We start from the raw sequence: 18,927 nt of genomic DNA on the forward strand, positions 1-18,927 counted from the left end.
CCGCCCCTGCGCGCGCCACACGGAGTAGCAGATACGCCTGTGTCATAGGGTCGCGGGCATGGAATCAACGCCACGGACCGTCATCGGGGTGCTCGCGGTGCAGGGCGACGTCGTCGAGCACGCCCGCATGTTGGAGGACGCCGGCGCGCATACCGAGCGCGTTCGTCGTGCCGCGGATCTTGCGAACGTCGACGCACTCGTCATCCCCGGCGGGGAGTCGACGGTCATGATGCGCCTCATCGCTCAGGGGGACCTCCTCGAACCGCTGCGCGAACGCATCGCCGCGGGGATGCCGGCCTACGGCTCGTGCGCCGGCATGATCCTGCTCGCCGATCGGATCCTCGACGGGGCGGCGGGTCAGCAGACGCTCGGCGGGCTCGACGTCACGGCGCGGCGCAACGCGTTCGGTCGTCAGGTCGCCTCGTTCGAGGCGGACGTCACCGTCGACGGCGTGGACGGCGGCCCGGTGCGCGCGGTGTTCATCCGCGCGCCCTGGGTCGAGGAGGTCGGCGCCGGCGTCGAGGTGCTCTCCAGCGTCGCTCTGCCGACGGGCGGTGAGGCCGTCGTCGCCGTGCGTCAGGGCAATCTGCTCGCCACGTCGTTCCACCCGGAGGTGACGGACGACGCGCGCGTCCACGCCCTGTTCGTGCGCATGGTCGAGCACGCTCGCGGATGACGACTGGGGCCGCGGCTCGCGACGACGCTAGACTGGCCCGCGATCCGAGCGAGCGCGCCCATCTGCCGTCGCGTTCGCCCCGCGCCCCGCATCGGGCGTGTTCGAGCACGGCAGCACGAGCATCCGAGAGGCAGACATGAGCGGTCACTCCAAGTGGGCGACGACGAAGCACAAGAAGGCTGCGATCGACGCCAAGCGCGGCAAGCTGTTCGCGAAGCTGATCAAGAACATCGAGGTCGCGGCCCGCTCCGGCGGCGGTGACCCGACGGGCAACCCGACGCTGTACGACGCCATCCAGAAGGCGAAGAAGTCGTCGGTGCCCAACGACAACATCGACCGCGCCGTCAAGCGCGGCTCCGGCGCCGAGGCCGGTGGCGCTGAGTACCAGGCCCTCACGTACGAGGGCTACGCGCCCGGTGGTGTCGCGCTGCTCATCGAGTGCCTGACGGACAACAAGAACCGCGCCGTCGCCGAGGTGCGCACCGCGTTGCAGAAGAACGGTGGCTCGATGGCGGACTCCGGTTCGGTCGCGTACCTGTTCAACCGCAAAGGCATCGTCATCGTCCCGAAGGCGCAGGGAGACAAGCCCGACACGACGGAGGACGCGCTGCTCGAGATCGTGCTCGAAGCGGGCGCGGAGGACGTCAACGACCTCGGCGAATCCTTCGAGATCGTGTCCGAGGCGGGTGACTTCGTCGGCGTGCGTGAGGCACTGCAGGCCGCCGGCATCGACTACGACTCGGCCGAGGCGTCGTTCGTGCCGTCGATGGAGGTGCCGCTCGACAAGGACGGCGCGAAGAAGATGTTCCGCGTCATCGAGGCCCTCGAGGACTCGGACGACGTGCAGAACGTCTTCGCCAACGGCCAGGTCTCCGATGAGGTTCTCGCCGAACTGGACGCCGAGGACTGATCCCGGTCGTTCCGTGAGTGATCGACGGTCGTGCCCCGCGGGGCACGGCCGTCGCGTGCATCGGGTACGGTGGATGCGAACAAGTGTTCTATCGGGTGCGTCGTTCGCACCCGTCGAGGCCGGAGGTGTGACGTGCGGGTGCTCGCTGTCGACCCCGGTCTGACGCGCTGCGGCGTGGGCGTCGTCGCGACGGGCCAGGGCTCGACGTTGCAGATCGTGACGGTGGGGGTCATCCGTACCTCGGCAGACCTGCCGTTGCACGAACGCCTCTATGAGTTGCGCGTCGAACTGGACGCCGTGTTCGAGCGCACCCAACCCGATGCGGTCGCCGTCGAGCGGATGTTCGCGCGCCACGACGTCTCGACGATCATGGGCACTGCGCAGGCGTCGGCCGTCCCGATGCTCGCCGCGGCTGAACGCGGCCTGCCGCTCGGGCTGCACACGCCCTCGGAGGTCAAGGCGGCGGTGACGGGTAACGGGCGCGCCGACAAGGCGCAGGTGACGACGATGGTGACGCGCATCCTCGGCCTCGAGGTCGCTCCCAGGCCGGCCGACGCCGCCGACGCGCTCGCCCTCGCCATCTGTCATCACTGGCGCGGTGGCGGGCTGGCACGCCGGGGTGCGAGCGCTGACGGAGCATCGACGGCGCCGGCCGCCGTCGCGTACCGGCAGGCTGCGGCTGCCGCGGCGCGACGTTCCCGCTCGGCGAGCAAGACATACCGTGACGCCCTCGGCGCCGCGTCCCAGAGCGCGCCTGCCACTCGACCCGCCAACAGGGGAGTTCGCCCATGATCGCCAGCCTCACCGGTGAGGTGCTCACCGCCCGTCTCGACAGCGTCGTCGTCGAGGTCGGTGGCGTGGGTCTGCTCGTCCACACGACGCCGGCAACCGCCGCCGCGGCACGCCCGGGGGAGTCGATGCGCCTCGCGACGTCCCTGGTCGTGCGTGAGGATTCGCTGACACTCTTCGGCTTCGCCGACGACGACGAACGGGCCCTGTTCGAACAGGTCCAGACGGTCAGCGGCGTGGGGCCGCGTCTCGCCCTCGCGATGCTCGCCGTGCACCCGCCGCAGCAACTCGCCACCGCGATCGCGGGCGGCGACGTCCGGGCGCTGACGAAGGTGCCCGGCATCGGCAAGAAGGGCGCCGAGCGCATCGTCCTCGAACTGCGGGACAAGGTCGTCTCCGCCGGTGGTGACGGCGGGCAGGCGGCGGCCCAGGCCGTCGTCCCGGCCGCTGCCGGTGACGACCAGGTCGCCGAGGCGCTCATCGGGCTCGGCTGGAGCGCGAAACAGGCGGAGGACGCCGTCGCCAAGGTGGCAGCCCGTCCTGAGGCCGAGGGCGCGAACACGCCCACCCTGCTCCGGCTGGCGCTGCGCGAGCTGGGCCGATGAGCCCGTCGCACTTCGAGGACCACAGCGCCGACGTCTCGCCGCGCCTCGTCGACCCCAACGGCACCGAGGACGAGCAGCAGCTCGAAGCGGCCCTGCGACCGAAGAAGCTGGCGGATTTCCCCGGGCAGCCACGCGTGCGCGAGCAGTTGAGCCTCGTCCTCGAGGCGGCCCGGCGCCGAGCGACGCCGCCCGACCACATCCTGTTCTCCGGCCCGCCCGGCCTGGGCAAGACGTCGCTCGCGATGATCGTCGCGAGTGAGCTCGAGGCGCCCATCCGCATCACGAGCGGCCCTGCCATCCAGCACGCCGGTGACCTGGCCGCCATCCTGAGCTCGCTCAACGAGGGGGAGGTGCTCTTCCTCGACGAGATCCACCGCATGGCCCGCCCCGCGGAGGAGATGCTCTACCTCGCGATGGAGGACTTCCGGGTCGACGTCATCGTCGGCAAGGGCCCAGGGGCCACCGCGATCCCCCTCGAACTGCCGCGCTTCACCGTCGTCGGTGCGACGACGCGCGCCGGTCTGCTGCCGGCGCCACTGCGCGACCGCTTCGGCTTCACCGGCCATCTCGACTACTACGACGCGGCCGACCTCGCCGACATCCTCGCCCGCAACGCCGACCTGCTCGGCGTACCCGCGACGCGTGAGGGCATCACCGAGATCGCCGGCCGCTCCCGCGGCACGCCGCGCATCGCCAACCGGCTGCTGCGCCGGGTGCGTGACTACGCGCAGGTGCACGGGCGCCACGTCGTCGACCTGACGTCCGCGCGTGCCGCGCTCGAGCTGTTCGACGTCGACGACGACGGCCTCGATCGCCTCGACCGCGCGGTGCTCGAAGCCCTGTGCCGACGCTTCGGGGGTGGGCCGGTCGGGCTGTCGACGTTGGCCGTCGCCGTCGGTGAAGAACCCGACACGGTCGAGACGGTGGCCGAGCCGTATCTCGTGCGCGAGGGCTACATGATCCGCACGCCGCGTGGGCGTGCCGCGTCACCGCGGGCGTGGACGCACCTCGGGCTGCGCCCGCCGGACGGGCACTTCACCGAGACATTTCAGCGCGACACCGACGACGGGGGCGGACGTTTCACCGGGTAGGGTGGTGCGGCCACCGCTCGAGTCCGCGCACCGCGCACCGGTGAGAGCGCGCGAGGCGCTTCGAGATCTGACGTGAGGACCCACATGCCGTACCTGGTCGCCGAGTCGCAGGCGGGAAGCTCGGGCTTCCCGATCCTGCTCGTGCTGCTGCCCTTCCTCCTGCTCGCGCTGATGTTCTTCACGCAGCGTCGGCGCTCCCAGGCGACGATGCGCGCGCAGGCCGCGCTTCGCGTCGGTGACGAGGTGCGCACAACGAGTGGGCTGTTCGGCACGCTGCGCGAACTCGACGACGTCAGTGGACACCTCGAGATCGCCCCCGGCACCGTGGTGAGGTTCGATCGTCGGGCCCTGCTGCCCGCAGCCCCCGACGAGATGGAGAAGGGTCGATGAGCACGCCCGCAGGCGCCGAGCGCGCCGACGAGAACCGTTATGCGGTCGATTCGAACCGCCCCGCGGCGCGCAAGAAGCCGAAGCACACCAACCCCAAGCGTGGCTTGGCCGTGCTTCTCGCCCTGTTCCTCGTCCTCGTCGGTGGCATCGCTGCGACGGGACATTGGACACCGAAGCTGGGGCTCGACCTCGAAGGTGGGCGCACCGTCGTCCTCGAACCGGTCGTCACAGGCGGCAAGAGCGTCAACTCGAGCCAGGTCAAGCAGGCCGTCGACATCATCCGCAACCGCGTCGACGCCACCGGCACGTCCGAGGCGGAGGTGACGACGCTGGGGGAGAAGGACATCGTCGTCTCCATCCCCGGAAACCCCAGCCAGCAGGTGCTCGACTCGCTCTCGCGCAGCTCGCAGCTCAACTTCCGCGCAGTCATCGCCGCCGCACAGGGCAGCACCACGGGTACCTCGCCGTATCGCCTGCCCGAGGTCGTCAACCCCTCGAACGGCGCCTCCGGCTCGGCGTCCGTGTCACCGTCTTCCTCGGCCTCCGCTTCGGGTTCTGCGTCGAGCTCGGCCTCGTCGTCACCGTCGTCCAGTTCGAAGGACCGACTGCCGGCCGCATTCAAGACCGCCGGCCCGGCCAACGCGAGCGACCCGGCGTGGGGAAACGAGAAGGTCGACTCGGTCTGGGTCAAGGCCGGTATCGCGACCCCGTCGACGACGTACAACCAGCTGCTGCAGCTCTACGCCTGCACCCCGGCCTACCAGGAGGTGGCCGCGGCCGCCCCTGACAACAAGCCGACCGTCATGTGCGCGAAGGAGGGCAACGAGAAGCTGCTCCTCGGCCCGGTCGAGATCAAGGGTTCGCAGCTGACGGACGCGAGCAGCGGCCTCGACACGAACCAGCAGGGCAACCAGACCGGCGAGGTCGCGGTCAACCTGTCGCTCAACGGCTCGGGCAAGACGGCCCTGGCGAACGTGACGCGTCGCGTCGCCCCGCTCGAGCAGCCCCGCAACCGCTTCGCCATCGTCGTCGACGGTCAGTCGATCTCGGCGCCGACCGTGCAGGCCCCGCTGACGGACGGTCAGGCGAAGATCACCGGTGGCTTCACCGAGTCGAGCGGCAAGCTGCTCGCAGACTCGCTGAAGTTCGGTGCGCTGCCGATGTCCTTCAAGGAACTCACCTCCGACCAGGTCAGCCCCCAGCTCGGCTCCGACCAGCTGACGAAGGGTCTCATCGCGGGAGCCATCGGCTTTGGCCTCGTCGTGCTGTACTCGCTCATCCAGTACCGCGCGCTCGGCCTCGTCACCGTCGCGAGCCTGCTCGTCGCCGCGGCGATGACCTACCTCGCCGTCACGCTGCTCGGCTCGCTCAACAACTTCCGCCTGTCGATGGCGGGTGTCACCGGCCTCATCGTCGCCATCGGCATCACGGCCGACTCGTTCATCGTGTACTTCGAACGCGTCAGAGACGAAGTGCGCGCCGGACGGCCATTGCGGGCCGCCGTCGAGACGGGATGGACGCGCGCGAAGCGCACCATCATCATCTCGGACGCGGTGAACTTCCTCGCCGCCGCCGTGCTCTACGTGCTGTCAGAGAGCACCGTCAAGGCGTTCGCGTTCACCCTCGGTCTCACGACGATCATCGACATCGTCGTCGTCATGTTCTTCACCCACCCGGTGCTGGCCCTGCTCGCCCGCACGAAGTTCTTCGGTGGCGGCCACCCCGCCTCCGGTCTCGACCCCGCGCGTCTGGGCGCCCGTCAGGCCGCATACGCGGGCCGCGGTCGCGTGACGATCGCCGACCGCCGCCGCGCCGCCGCACAGGAGGAGACAGCCTGATGGCCAGCCTCGCAACATTCGGCAACGACCTGTTCACCGGTCGCCGCCAGATCGACTTCATCGGCAAGCGCAAGCGCTGGTACGCCCTGACGGCGCTGCTGCTCGCGCTCGCCGCCGTCGGTCTGTTCGGGCGGGGGCTCAACTTCGGCCTCGAGTTCACCGGTGGCTCGGAACTGCGCGTGCCCGGCGTCTCGAGCACGCACGACTACGACACGCGCGCCGAGAAGGCCGTCCAGTCGGCGACCGGCTCGAACGCCGACATCGTCGTGACGAAGCTCGGCTCCGACACGATCCGCGTGCAGAGCGAGAAGCTCGGCAACGGCACCGCCGACGCGACGGACGCCGTCAAGACGTCCCTCGCGAAGGAGTTCGGCGTGTCGCCGAGCAACGTCACGTCCTCGTTCATCGGCCCCTCGTGGGGTGAGACGGTGACGCACAAGGCGATCGTCGCGCTGTTCGTCTTCCTCGCGTTCGTCTCCGTCCTGCTCGCGTTGTACTTCCGCACCTGGACGATGGCCGCCGCCGCGCTCATCGCCCTGCTGCACGACCTGTTCTTCACGGTCGGCATCTATGCCCTCACCGGGCTCGAGGTGACGCCGGCGACGATGATCGGCTTCCTCACGATCCTCGGCTACTCGATCTACGACACCGTCGTCGTGTTCGACAAGGTGCGCGAGAACACGAGCGAGGCGTTCGCGACCGGCCGCCGCAGCTTCGACCAGGCCGCGAACTACGCGGTCAACCAGACGCTCGTGCGCTCGATCAACACCTCCGTCGTGGCGTTGCTGCCGATCTCGGCCATCCTCGTCGTCGGCGCGCTGTTCATCGGCCCGAGCACGCTGCTCGACATCGCCGTCGCCCTGTTCATCGGTATCGCCGTGGGCACCTTCTCGTCGATCTTCATCGCGACGCCGGCCCTGACGGACCTGCGCCGCCGCGAGAAGGGCGTCCAGGAGCTCGCGCGTCGAGCCGGGAGCTACCAGTCGCGTGCCACGACCGACGACGAGCACGCCACCGCGGCGTCCGCCTCGGGCGTCGTGACGGCGCCGGCCCCTTCCCAGGGCGGTGGCGCGTCGCAGACGGCGCGCACGCGCGGCATCCACCCCGCTGCCAAGCGTGACGACTGAGGCCGCCGCGATGATCGAGCAGCGCATCGCCGACGTCGTCGCCCGCCACACGCGTGATATCGCCGACTTCCCGAGCCCCGGTGTCGTCTTCAAGGATCTGACGCCCCTGTTCGCCGACCCGGCGGCGTTCGGGCAGGTGCTCGACCTGCTGGCCGAGCGTCATGACGGCGTCGACGTCGTCGCGGGCGTCGAGGCGCGCGGGTTCATCATCGGCGCGCCGCTGGCGCAGCGCATGGGCGTCGGTTTCGTGCCGATCCGCAAGAAGGGCAAGCTGCCCGGTGACGTCGTCTCCGCCTCCTATGACCTCGAGTACGGCTCGGCGACGATCGAGGTGCAGACGGACGCGGTGACGCCGGGTGCGAACGTCCTCGTCGTCGACGACGTGCTCGCGACCGGGGGCACGGCCGTGGCTGCCTGCGAGCTGATCGAGAAGGTCGGCGGGCGTGTGGCGTGCCTCGACGTGCTCGTCGAACTGGCCTTCCTGCCCGGCCGCGAACGGCTTGATCGGTGGGAGCTCCACACGGGCCTCGTCGTCAACTGACGCCAGGGGCACTACGATCGGCGCATGGCTGAGCAGTCCGGTTCCAACGCGACCTCGCGCGTGCGCGCCCGTCTCGTCCGCTTCGGGGGCCCGCGTCCGGGCTTGAACCGCGTGCTCGACCCGCTGCTGCGCACGGTGCGTGAGACGCACCCGAAGGCCGACACCGCGCTGATCGAGCGCGCCTACGAGGTGGCGGAGCGCTGCCACCGTCATCAGGTGCGCAAGAGCGGCGACCCGTACATCACCCACCCGCTCGCCGTCGCGACCATCCTCGCCGAGCTCGGCATGACCCCGCCGACGCTCGCCGCGGCCCTCCTGCACGACACGGTCGAGGACACCGACTACTCGCTGGAGCAGCTCACCGACGACTTCGGGCCCGAGATCGCGCGTCTCGTCGACGGTGTGACGAAGCTCGACAAGGTGACGTACGGCGACGCCGCGCAGGCTGAGACGGTGCGCAAGATGGTCGTCGCGATGGCACAGGACATCCGCGTGCTCGTCATCAAGCTCGCCGACCGCCTGCACAACGCGCGCACGTGGCGGTACGTCTCCGCCGAGTCCGCCCAGCGCAAGGCGACGGAGACGCTCGAGATCTACGCGCCGCTCGCGCACCGGCTCGGCATGAACACGATCAAGTGGGAGCTGGAGGATCTGTCGTTCGCGACGCTCTATCCCAAGGTCTACGACGAGATCGTCCGCCTCGTCGCCGACCGCTCACCGGCGCGCGAGTCGTACCTGCGCACCGTCAAGGAGCAGGTGTCGGCCGATCTAAGGGCCGCGCGCATCGCCGGTGAGGTGACGGGCCGGCCCAAGCACTACTACTCCGTGTACCAGAAGATGATCGTCCGCGGCCGCGACTTCGAGGACATCTACGACCTCGTCGCCGTGCGCGTCCTCGTCGAGTCGGTGCGCGACTGCTACGCCGTGCTCGGCACGCTGCACACGCGGTGGACGCCCGTCCAGGGGCGGTTCAAGGACTACATCGCGATGCCGAAGTTCAACATGTACCAGTCGTTGCACACGACGGTCATCGGCCCCGGCGGCAAACCCGTCGAGATCCAGATCCGCACCTACGACATGCACCGTCGCGCCGAGTACGGCGTCGCCGCGCACTGGAAGTACAAGGACGACGCGAAGAAGGGTGCGACGAGCGCCGACGGCACGGTCAGCGCCTCGCCGGCGACGGGCACGAACGACATGGCGTGGCTGCGTCAGCTGCTCGAGTGGCAGCGCGAGACGGAGGATCCGGGCGAGTTCCTCGAGTCGTTGCGCTTCGAGGTCGGCAGCCGCGAGATCTACGTCTTCACGCCGAAGGGCGGCGTCATCGGGTTGCCGTCCGGGTCGACGCCCGTCGACTTCGCGTACGCCGTGCACACCGAGGTCGGCCACCACTGCATCGGCGCGCGCGTCAACGGGCGTCTCGCGCCACTCGAGACGACGCTCGTCACGGGCGACTCGGTCGAGGTGCTCACCTCGAAGGCGGACGGCGCCGGGCCGAGTCGCGACTGGCTGACGTTCGTCAAGTCGCCGCGTGCCAAGAGCAAGATCAAGCAATGGTTCACGAAGGAACGCCGCGAGGAGGCCATCGAGAAGGGCAAGGATTCCCTCGCGAAGACACTGCGCAAGCAGGGTCTGCCCCTGCAGCGCCTCATGTCGCACGAGTCGTTGACCGAGGTCGCGACGCGGATGAACCACGCCGACATCGACGCCCTGTACGCCGCGATCGGTGACGGGCACGTCTCGACCGAAGCCGTCATGCGTGCCCTCGTCAAGGCGCACGGCGGTGAGGAAGCAGCCACGGAGGACATGGCGGAGGCGACGACGCCGCGCACCGCGCCGCGCTCACGTGCGGGCGATCCGGGCGTCACCGTCGTCGGCACCGACGACGTGTGGGTCAAGCTCGCGCGCTGCTGCACACCGGTGCCGGGCGACGACATCGTCGGGTTCGTCACGACGGGCTCGGGCGTGTCCGTGCATCGCGAGGACTGCACGAACATCGAGAACCTGCGTCGCCAGCCCGAGCGGCTCATCGACGTCGCGTGGGCGCCCGGACAGGCGAGCGTGTTCCTCGTGCAGCTGCAGGTCGAGGCGCTCGATCGCAGCGGGTTGCTCTCCGACATCACGCGCGCGCTGAGCGACCAGCACGTCAACATCCTGTCGGCAAACCTGTCGACGCAAGCCAACCGCGTCGCCATCAGCAAGTTCACGTTCGAGATGGGCGATGCGAGCCACCTCGACCACGTCATGCGCGCGGTGCGCAAGGTCAGTGGCGTGTTCGACGTCTACCGCATCACCGGCACCGGCGCGCGCGCCGACCATCGCACGACGCCGGAGCAGGTGAAGCCCGCCGCGTCGCCGGCGGCCGACGAGGACGAGTGAACCGCAGCCGCTGACGGTGCCGACGGTGTGTCGGCGCCCAGCGATAGGCTGACGGCGACCTGCCCCCGCACGAACGGACGCCCGCCGTGACCGACTCCGCAGCCACGCCTGACCTCGTCGAACTCGCCGAGGCGTACGGCATCACGACCGAGTACGAGGACTGGAAGAAGGCCCGCGTCAGCGTCGCGGCTGACACGCTCGTCGCCGTCCTGGCGGCGCTCGACGTCGACGCTTCGACGCCCGACGCCGTGTGCTCGGCGTTGCAGGCCCGTCGTGACGCGCCATGGCGCCGGATCGTCCCGCCGTGCGTCGTCGTGCGCGAGGGCGACGATGTCGAGTTCCCGGTGCACGTCGCTGAGTGCGACCAGGTGGCCGTGCACGTCGTCACCGAGGTCGGGACGCATGTCTCGGTGACGGTGTCGTCGCGCGCGCAGGAGACCCGCGAGGTCGACGGACGCGTCGTCGAACGGCATGTCGCGCGCGTGGACGGCGACCTGCCGCTGGGGTACCACACCGTCATCGTGTCGCCTGTTGGCCTTGCTGCGGGCGACGGCGACAGTGACGACACGCGCGTCGACGGCGAGGATCGCCCGTCCACCGAGGCCGGCGACGGGCACGACACGAGGGCCGCGGGTGCGCGCGCAAGCCTCATCGTCACCCCGCGGGTGCTCGAGGTGCCGGCGACGATGCGCGACAAGCGCGTGTGGGGCCTGGCGACGCAACTGTATTCGGTGCGTTCACAGGGGTCATGGGGTGTGGGCGACCTCGTTGATCTGCGCGACCTCGCCGTGTGGTCGGCGGCCGAGCACGGCGCCGACTACGTCCTCGTCAATCCGCTGCACGCGGCACAACCGAGCGCGCCGATGGAGCCGTCGCCGTACCTGCCGACGTCGCGCCGGTTCGTCAACCCGCTCTACCTGCGGGTCGAGCACGTCGAGGAGTACGCGAGCGCGTCCGCCGACGTCCGCGGGGTCATCGACGACCTGGCGCGCGATGTCCACGCGCGCCTCGACGACGTCGACCGCATCGACCGCGACGCTGCGTGGGGGGCGAAGGAGCAGGCGTTGCGAGTCCTGTGGCAGATCGGGCGCACGCCGGGGCGTCAGGCCGCGTTCGACGCCTACTGCCGCGCCGGCGGCGAGCAGCTCACCCGTTTCGCGACATGGTGCGTGCTGTTCCGCACCTTCGGGCCCGACTGGCGAACCTGGCCGCACGATTATCAGGACGCGACGGCGCCCGCTGTCGCGCGGTTCGGCGCCGAGCACGCCGACGAGGTCGACTTCCACCGCTGGTTGCAGTGGTGCCTCGACGAGCAGCTGCGCGGCGTGCAGTCGGACGCCGTCGCCGCGGGCATGGCGCTCGGCGTCGTCCACGACCTCGCCGTCGGCGTCAACCCCGCGGGCGCGGACGCCTGGGCCCTGCAGGACGCGTTCGCGGCGGGCATCCACGTCGGCGCTCCGCCTGATCAGTTCACCCAGCTCGGGCAGGACTGGGGGCAGCCACCACTGCGCCCGGATCGTCTCGCCGAGACGGCTTACGCGCCGTTCCGCGAGATCGTCGGCATCGTCCTGCGCCACGCCGGTGGGGTGCGCATCGACCACATTCTCGGGCTGTTCCGCCTGTGGTGGGTGCCGGAGAGCATGACGCCGAAGGACGGCACGTACGTGACGTACGACCACGAGGCGATGATCGGCATCCTCGTCCTCGAGGCGCAGCGCGCGGGTGCGCTCGTCGTCGGGGAGGATCTCGGCACGCTCGAGGCGTGGGTGCAGACGTTCCTCGCCGAGCGCGGCGTGTACGGCACGTCGATCCTGTGGTTCGAACAGGACTGGGATGCGCAGCGTCCGCTGCCACCCGAGGATTGGCGCGAGAAGTGCCTCGCGTCGGTGACGACGCATGACCTGCCGCCGACGGCCGGCTATCTCGACGCCGCGCACGTGCGGCTGCGTCACGAGCTGGGGCTGCTCGACGGCTCGCTCGAGGACGAGTTGGCGCGAGACGAGGCGGACCGCCGGCGGTGGCGCGAGTTTCTCGTCGCTCAGGGCCTGCTCGATGACGCCGACGCGCCGAACGAACAGGTCGTCGAGGCACTGCACGCGTTCCTCGTCACGACGCCGTCACGGATGCTCAACGTCGCGCTCGTCGACGCCGTCGGCGACGTGCGCGTGCAGAACCAGCCCGGCACGGCCGACGAGTACCCGAACTGGCGTGTGCCGCTGTCCGGCCCCGACGGTGAGCCGATCCGGCTCGAGGACGTCTTCACGAGCGAGCGCGCCGCGCGCTTGTGCGGCATCTTCGCCGGGCTGAACGAGCACGCCGCCCAGGGTTGACCTCACGGCGGTGTACGGCGTCACCGCACGAACATCGCCCGAGAACGAGTCACGGCTGACGCGTTCTCGGGCGATGTGGCTCGAGCTGGGGACCTTTGCGCAACCTCAGCGGCCGTGCGCGCCAGGCGCCGACCCGTCAGTCACGCCCCGGAGCGAGGAACGCTGCGAGGGCCGCGCCGTACATCGCCTGGTCGGCGGCGCCGACGAGTTCGCGCGCCGAGTGCATCGACAGAGTCGGGGCGCCGAAGTCGACGGTCGTCGCGCCGGTGAGCGCCGCCGTCATCGGCCCGACGGTCGAGCCGCACGGCAGGTCAGAGCGCACGACGAACTCCTGCACCGGCACGCCCGCCTCCCGACACGCGGCGGCGAAGTGGGCGGCGCCGACCGAATCCGTCGCGTAGCGCAGGTTCGTGTTGATCTTCAGCACCGGCCCGCCGTTCATCGCGATGTGGTGCGCAGGTTCGTGACGATCGGCGTAGTTCGGGTGCGTCGCGTGCGCCATGTCGCCCGAGGCGATGACGGTGCGCGCCATCGCGCGGTGCACGTCGTCACGCCCGCCGCCGAGCGTCGAGATGATGCGTTCGAAGATCGTCGGCAGCAGGTTCGAGAACGCGCCGCGCTCCGACATCGAGCCGATCTCCTCGTGGTCGAACAGCGCGATGAGCGGCACGAGCGGCACCTCACCCTCGGGTGCCGGGCGCTCGACGGCGTCGATGAGTGCCTGCGTCGCGGCGTAGCTCGTCGCGAGGTTGTCCATCCGGGCGCCCGCGACGAACTCGCGGTGCAACCCGGTGCGCGCGGCCGGCTGCACGTCGTGCGTCATCGCGTCCCAGCTCAGCACGTCGACCGGTTCGACGCGAACCTGCTCGGCGAGCCACTCGACGAACAGTGGTGCCTGCGACAGCGCCCACGACGGTTCCATGTGCAGCTGCTTGTTGAGCGTCAGAGCGTCGTTGGTCGAGCGGTCGAGGTGGATCGCGAGCTGCGAGACGCGCAGCAGCGGCTCGTCGACGGCGAACAGCCGTTCACCGACGCTGCCGTCGGCCTCGCGTACCGCGACGCGCCCTGACAGCCCGAGGTCGCGATCGAGCCACGAGTTGAGCAGCAGGCCGCCGTACGGTTCGACGCCGAGCAGCTGCCAGCCGACGCGCTCGTGGTCGGGGCGCGGTTTGATGCGCAGGTTGGGGGAGTCGGTGTGTGCACCGACGACTCGGAACGCGACCGCGCCGCGCTCGCCACCGGCGTCACCGTCATCAGCGCCACCACCAGAGCCGTCGAACGGCCGAGTGAGCACGCGCTCCGTCGACCACGCGACGAGCGACCCGCCGCGCGTCGTGACGTAACGTCCCGGCTCGCTCGCCCAGGCGTCACGCTCGTCGAGGGGCGTGAAGCCCGCCTCGACGAGCATCGACAGAGAGGATGCGACCGCGTGGAACGGCGAAGGGCTGGTGCGCAGGTACGCGACCAACCCTTCGGCGGCCGAATCCGTCGTGAAACGTCCGGATCCGAAACTCATGATGCCTCTCAGCCCTCCAGCTCGTTGGCGGTCGAGCGCACCTGCTCGAGCCACGACTGCTTCGCCTCGAGCTCCTGACGCAGCTTCGCGGCCTTGTTCGAGTTGCCCGCGGCCTCGGCGGCCTCGACGTCACTGCGCAGCGACGCGACGGCGTTCTCGAGCTGGGTGACCATCGAGTTGGCGCGCGCGCTCACCTCGGGGTCGGACTTCTTCCACTGCGCCTGCTCGGCGTCACGGACGGCGTTCTCGATGCGGCGCATACCCTTTTCGATGCGGTCCATGTCCTTGCGCGGAACCTTGCCCGCGGCGTCCCACTTCTCCTGCAGCGCGCGCAGCTGGGCCTTCGCGGCACCCAGGTCCTTGACCGGCAGGATCTTCTGGCCCTCGGCCAGCAGCTCCTCCTTGACCTTGGCGTTGGCCTCGAAAACCTTGTTCTCCTCGGCGACGACCTCATCCTTCGCCGCGAAGAACGCATCCTGCGCCTTCTTGAAGCGCTGCCACAGCGCGTCGTCGTCGGAACGCGACGCGCGCCCGGCCTGACGCCACTCGCTCATGAGGCGCTTGAACGCCGACGCCGTGGGCCCCCAGTCGTTCGAGGTGGCGAGCTTCTCGGCCTCGGCGACGAGACGCTCCTTCTCCTTCTTCGCCGCGCCGTGTTGCTCGTCGAGCTGGCTGAAGTGCGTGCGACGCGTCTTGTCGAACCCGTTGCGAGCAGCGGAGAAACGCTGCCACAGCGCCGACTCGACGTCACGGTCGAGACGTGCACCGTTCTTCTGGTGGTTCTTCCACTCGTCGAGCAGTTCGCGCATGCGCGTCGTGCTCTTCTTCCACTGCACCTTCTCGGGATCCTGTGCGGCGATCTGCTCGGCCTCGGCGACGAGCTGCTCGCGGTGGACGAGGGCCTCCTTCTTCGCCTCGGCGCGGGCCTCACCCTCCACCTGCTGCTTGACGCGCAGCGCCGTCGCGATGTCTTCGATGATGCTGTCGAGCGCGGGCAGGTCGCCGACGGCGTTCGTCTCGGCGACCTGCTTGCGCAGCGTCTTGAGCGACTCGCCGGCGTCGTGGGCGCTGATGTCGGTCTGCGTCACGCGCTGCAGCAGCAAGGCGGCCGCGGCGCGCAGTTCGTCGTACTTGCGCGCGAAGTAGGCGAGGGCCTCATCGGCGCTCTTGCCGGGGTAGGAGCCGACGGCCTTCTCACCGTCGGGCGTGCGTACGTACACCGTGCCGTCCTCGTCGACGCGCCCGAACGAGGCGGCGTTCGAATTCGACGGCGTCTCCACCGCGGCCGACGGCGCGGGCGCCGCCTGCGTGGCCGGTGCGCTCGCCTCGGTCGCGGCGGCTGCCGGGGTGTCCGCAGGAACCGACGGCGACGTCGGTGCGGCCGGGGTCGGCGCCTTGGATGCCGCGCTCGGGGGCTTCGGCACGACGCTCGGCTTCACGGACGCGGGTGTGGGGATGGTGGAGTCCTCGGACACGGTCATGACCTTTTTCTCGACGTAGCCGACCCGCGGGTACGCGCGGACCGGACAGCAACGTCATCAGTCTAGGGGGAGGAGGTTGTCCGCGTGCCCGCAGCGGCCCGGCGTTCCTCGGGTCGGACGGCCCGTGCGCGCGCCCGATAGGCTGGGGCACGTGTTGACCGTCTCTTTCCCCGCAGCCGCGATGGGTACGAACTGCTACGTCTTCGCCCGTGAACGCGGCAGCGAGTGCGTCGTCGTCGACCCGGGCATCGGCGTCACCGACCAGCTGTTCGAGGTCCTCGGCGAACTCGATCTCAAGCCCACGGCGGTGCTGCTGACGCACGGCCATCTCGACCACACCTTCTCCGTGACGCCGGTGTGCGGTGGGCGGATCGCCGCGCACATCCACGCCGACGATCGCTACCGCCTCGTCAACCCCTATGACCAGCTCGGCCCGCAGCTGCGCGGCATGCTCGAGCAGTCGTTCGGCAAGAGCGCGACGTGGCGCGAGCCCGAGAAGGTCGTCTCCATCCACGAGGGCGAACCCCTCGAACTCGCGGGGCTGACGTTCGGCGTCACCCACGCGCCGGGGCACACCGAGGGCTCCGTCATGTTCACCGTCGACGAGGTGCCCGACGGGCTCGACGACGCCGTCGCCGCGACGGTGAACCAGAGCGTCATCACCGGGGACGTCCTGTTCGCCGGCTCGATCGGACGCACCGACCTCGAGGGCGGCAGCGACGCGGCGATGCAGCAGAGCCTGCGCACGAAGGTGCTACCGCTGCCTGATTCGTCCCTCATCCTTCCCGGGCACGGCCCGGCCAGCACGATGGCGCGCGAGCGCGTGAGCAACCCGTACCTGCAAGCACTCCAAGGATCTGGCGCATGAGCAAACCGACCCCCATCTCCGGCTTCCTCGAATGGCTGCCGGCGCAGCGTTACACCGAGCAGCTGGTGCTCGACATCATCCGTGAGGTGTTCGAGTTGCACGGTTTCGAGCCGATCAACACGCGCGCGGTCGAGCCCGTCGAGCGCCTCACGGGCAAGGGCGGTGACGCGGACAAGGAGATCTACGCCGTCAGCCGCCTCGCTGCGGACGAGGCCGACAAGGCCGAGCCGGGCCTCGGCCTGCACTTCGACCTCACCGTGCCGTTCAGCCGCTACGTCATCGAGAACGCGGGCAAGCTGACGTTCCCGTTCCGCCGATACCAGATCCAGCCGGTCTGGCGCGGCGAGCGCCCGCAGGCGGGGCGTTACCGCGAGTTCGTCCAGGCCGACATCGACATCGTCGACGTGGGGGAGCTGCCGTTCCACTACGAGGTCGAGCTGCCGCTCGTCATCGCGGACGTGTTCAAGCGGCTGCCGATCGGTGAGTTCCGCATCCAGGTCAACAACCGCAAGATCCCCGAGGGCTTCTACCGCGGGCTCGGCATCGACGACATCGTCGGCACGCTGCGCATCGTCGACAAGCTCGACAAGATCGGCCCGGCCAAGGTCAGGGAGCTGCTCGTCGCCGAAGGCGTCGAAGACGCCGCCGACAAGATCCTCGCCCTCGCGGCGATCTCGACGCCCGATACGTCCTTCGTCGAGCAGGTGCGCGCACTGGGCGTCGAACACCCGACGCTGGAGGAGGGCCTCGAGCAGCTACGCGTCGTCGTCGAGACGGCCGCCGAGCACGCACCCGGCCTGCTCGTCGCGGAGCTGAAGATCGCACGCGGCCTCGACTACTACACCGGCACGGTCTACGAGACGCAGCTCGTCGGCGAGGAGGGCTACGGCTCGATCTGCTCCGGCGGGCGCTACGACTCGCTCGCGAGTGACGGCAAGAGGACCTACCCTGGCGTCGGCCTGTCGATCGGTGTCTCGCGCCTGCTCGCGAAGCTCATCGGTGACGGCGGCCTGCGCACGAGCCGTCCGACGCCGACGGCCGTGCTCGTCGCCGTCAACGACGAGACCTCACGCGCCGAGTCGATGCGGATCGCGGCGGCACTGCGTGAGCGCGGCATCCCGACGCTCGTGTCGCCGAAGGCCGCCAAGTTCGGCAAGCAGATCCAGTTCGCCGACCGTCGCGGCATCCCGTACGTCTGGTTCCCGGGCGCGGGGGAGACCGGCGACCAGATCAAGGACATCCGCAGCGGTGAGCAGTTCGATGCGGACGCGACGAGCTGGGTGCTCCCCGCGGCCGACGAGCAGGTGCGACTCGAGGTCGCCGAGGCGTCACCGGCGTCGTGAGCGCCCTGGAGCCCTCGCTCGAACTGACGCAGGTGATGACGCAGTGGCTGCATCACCTGCGCGTCGAGCGGGGCCTCTCGCCGCACACGCTCGCGGCATATCGACGTGACGTCACGCGTTACCTCGGCTACCTCGCCGCCTCCGGCGTCACCTCGCTCGACGGGGTCGAGGAGGCGCGCGTCGAGGCGTTCCTGCGATCGCTGCGTGGGGGCGGCCAGGGCCATCCGCCGCTGGCGGCCAGTTCCGCGGCACGCGCGCTCGTCGCCGTCCGCCGCCTCCATGCGTTCGTTTCGCTCGAGACGGACGCGCCCGACGCGGCGACGGACGTCGCGCCGCCGAGGTTGCCCCGCAAACTCCCGAAGGCTATCCCTCTAGCTGACGTCGAACGTTTGCTCGCGGCTGCCGGCGATGGCGAGGACGCCGGTTCACTCCGGGATCGTGCGCTGCTCGAGGTGCTCTACGGGGTCGGTGCGCGCGTGAGTGAGGTCGTCGGGCTCGACGTCGACGACGTCGACCTGATGTCGCGTTCGCTGCGACTGTTCGGCAAGGGCAGCAAGGAGCGCATCGTCCCGCTCGGGCGCTACGCCGCCGACGCGCTCGGCTCCTACTTGACGCGTGAGCGGCCTGCTCTTGCGGCGAAGGGCAAGGCCGGGGCTGCCGTGTTCCTCAATCAGCGCGGCGGCAGGTTGAGCCGGCAGAGCGTGTTCGGGCTCGTGCGTCGCGCGGCCGAGGTGGCCGGGCTCGACGGCGAGATCTCGCCGCACACGCTGCGGCATTCCTATGCGACGCACCTGCTCGAAGGCGGCGCCGACGTGCGCGTCGTGCAAGAGCTTCTCGGCCATGCCTCGGTGACGACGACGCAGATCTACACGATGGTGTCGGTGCAGCAGTTGCGCGAGACGTTCGCGGCGGCGCATCCGCGCGCCCACTGACGGTCGACGGGCGACGGTTTGGGCGTTGCCGCACCCGGGGCGCTAATCTGGTGCTGATTGGCGTGATGCCAAACGCTCAACTATCAGTGGAGGCTTTCGAGTGACTTCCGA

Annotated in this window: 16 protein-coding genes; 14 read left to right on the forward strand and 2 right to left on the reverse strand. The window is 69.9% G+C overall.

The window, feature by feature from the left end:
* Positions 1 to 58: 58 nt before the first annotated feature.
* From pdxT to malQ, 11 genes are all read left to right on the forward strand, one after another.
* A complete protein-coding gene (gene pdxT / locus EDC82_RS06500; protein ID WP_074045388.1) occupies positions 59 to 676 on the forward strand; it encodes a pyridoxal 5'-phosphate synthase glutaminase subunit PdxT in 618 nt (205 codons plus the stop codon).
* Between the two features lie 136 nt (positions 677 to 812).
* Complete coding sequence (locus tag EDC82_RS06505; RefSeq protein WP_038570805.1) at positions 813 to 1,586, forward strand: YebC/PmpR family DNA-binding transcriptional regulator; 774 nt, start codon at positions 813 to 815, stop codon at positions 1,584 to 1,586.
* Positions 1,587 to 1,718: 132 nt separating this feature from the next.
* Positions 1,719 to 2,378, forward strand: a complete 660-nt coding sequence (gene ruvC, locus EDC82_RS06510; protein WP_051805844.1) for a crossover junction endodeoxyribonuclease RuvC — start codon at positions 1,719 to 1,721, stop codon at positions 2,376 to 2,378.
* Entirely contained in the window at positions 2,375 to 2,980 is a 606-nt protein-coding gene (ruvA, locus tag EDC82_RS06515; protein ID WP_131940932.1) for a Holliday junction branch migration protein RuvA, read from the forward strand. Before ruvC ends, ruvA begins: the two co-directional genes overlap by 4 nt.
* Positions 2,977 to 4,071 carry a Holliday junction branch migration DNA helicase RuvB gene (gene ruvB / locus EDC82_RS06520; RefSeq protein WP_131940934.1) on the forward strand — a complete coding sequence of 365 codons (1,095 nt, stop codon included), beginning with the start codon at positions 2,977 to 2,979 and terminating at the stop codon, positions 4,069 to 4,071. The genes ruvA and ruvB overlap by 4 nt, the downstream gene beginning before the upstream one ends.
* A gap of 84 nt (positions 4,072 to 4,155) precedes the next feature.
* Positions 4,156 to 4,461: a preprotein translocase subunit YajC gene (gene yajC, locus EDC82_RS06525; protein ID WP_006944834.1), complete on the forward strand. Its 306-nt coding sequence runs from the start codon at positions 4,156 to 4,158 to the stop codon at positions 4,459 to 4,461.
* The gene (gene secD, locus EDC82_RS06530; RefSeq protein ID WP_131940936.1) at positions 4,458 to 6,299 is read left to right on the forward strand and encodes a protein translocase subunit SecD; all 1,842 of its coding nucleotides are present in this window, start codon (positions 4,458 to 4,460) and stop codon (positions 6,297 to 6,299) included. Before yajC ends, secD begins: the two co-directional genes overlap by 4 nt.
* Positions 6,299 to 7,426: a protein translocase subunit SecF gene (gene secF, locus EDC82_RS06535; RefSeq protein ID WP_006944836.1), complete on the forward strand. Its 1,128-nt coding sequence runs from the start codon at positions 6,299 to 6,301 to the stop codon at positions 7,424 to 7,426. Before secD ends, secF begins: the two co-directional genes overlap by 1 nt.
* 10 nt (positions 7,427 to 7,436) lie before the next feature.
* Complete coding sequence (locus EDC82_RS06540) at positions 7,437 to 7,967, forward strand: adenine phosphoribosyltransferase (RefSeq protein WP_038567957.1); 531 nt, start codon at positions 7,437 to 7,439, stop codon at positions 7,965 to 7,967.
* A 24-nt stretch (positions 7,968 to 7,991) separates the two neighbouring features.
* Positions 7,992 to 10,346 (forward strand): bifunctional (p)ppGpp synthetase/guanosine-3',5'-bis(diphosphate) 3'-pyrophosphohydrolase, encoded by a 2,355-nt coding sequence (locus tag EDC82_RS06545; RefSeq protein ID WP_006944833.1) that lies wholly within the window; start codon positions 7,992 to 7,994, stop codon positions 10,344 to 10,346.
* An 86-nt stretch (positions 10,347 to 10,432) separates the two neighbouring features.
* Entirely contained in the window at positions 10,433 to 12,676 is a 2,244-nt protein-coding gene (gene malQ, locus EDC82_RS06550; RefSeq protein ID WP_131940938.1) for a 4-alpha-glucanotransferase, read from the forward strand.
* A 136-nt stretch (positions 12,677 to 12,812) separates the two neighbouring features.
* Here malQ and EDC82_RS06555 read toward each other — a convergent pair whose 3' ends face one another.
* Positions 12,813 to 14,192, reverse strand: coding sequence for a M18 family aminopeptidase (locus EDC82_RS06555; protein ID WP_074039223.1), 1,380 nt, complete (start codon positions 14,190 to 14,192; stop codon positions 12,813 to 12,815).
* An 8-nt stretch (positions 14,193 to 14,200) separates the two neighbouring features.
* On the reverse strand, positions 14,201 to 15,667 hold the full coding sequence (locus EDC82_RS06560) for a DUF349 domain-containing protein (RefSeq protein ID WP_370448815.1): 1,467 nt from the start codon (positions 15,665 to 15,667) through the stop codon (positions 14,201 to 14,203).
* 157 nt (positions 15,668 to 15,824) lie between these two features.
* Here EDC82_RS06560 and EDC82_RS06565 point away from each other — a divergent pair, with 157 nt between their 5' ends.
* Genes EDC82_RS06565 through EDC82_RS06575 form a run of 3 tightly spaced genes read left to right on the forward strand, consistent with a single transcriptional unit; the run spans position 15,825 to position 18,816 of the window.
* On the forward strand, positions 15,825 to 16,541 hold the full coding sequence (locus EDC82_RS06565; RefSeq protein WP_038567970.1) for an MBL fold metallo-hydrolase: 717 nt from the start codon (positions 15,825 to 15,827) through the stop codon (positions 16,539 to 16,541).
* Positions 16,538 to 17,884 carry a histidine--tRNA ligase gene (gene hisS, locus EDC82_RS06570; RefSeq protein WP_131940940.1) on the forward strand — a complete coding sequence of 449 codons (1,347 nt, stop codon included), beginning with the start codon at positions 16,538 to 16,540 and terminating at the stop codon, positions 17,882 to 17,884. Before EDC82_RS06565 ends, hisS begins: the two co-directional genes overlap by 4 nt.
* Positions 17,881 to 18,816 (forward strand): tyrosine recombinase, encoded by a 936-nt coding sequence (locus tag EDC82_RS06575; protein ID WP_131940942.1) that lies wholly within the window; start codon positions 17,881 to 17,883, stop codon positions 18,814 to 18,816. The genes hisS and EDC82_RS06575 overlap by 4 nt, the downstream gene beginning before the upstream one ends.
* Positions 18,817 to 18,927: the final 111 nt, after the last annotated feature.

It is taken from the genome of Dermacoccus sp. SAI-028, assembly GCF_004346775.1.
GTDB classification, from domain to species: Bacteria; Actinomycetota; Actinomycetes; order Actinomycetales; family Dermatophilaceae; genus Dermacoccus; species Dermacoccus nishinomiyaensis.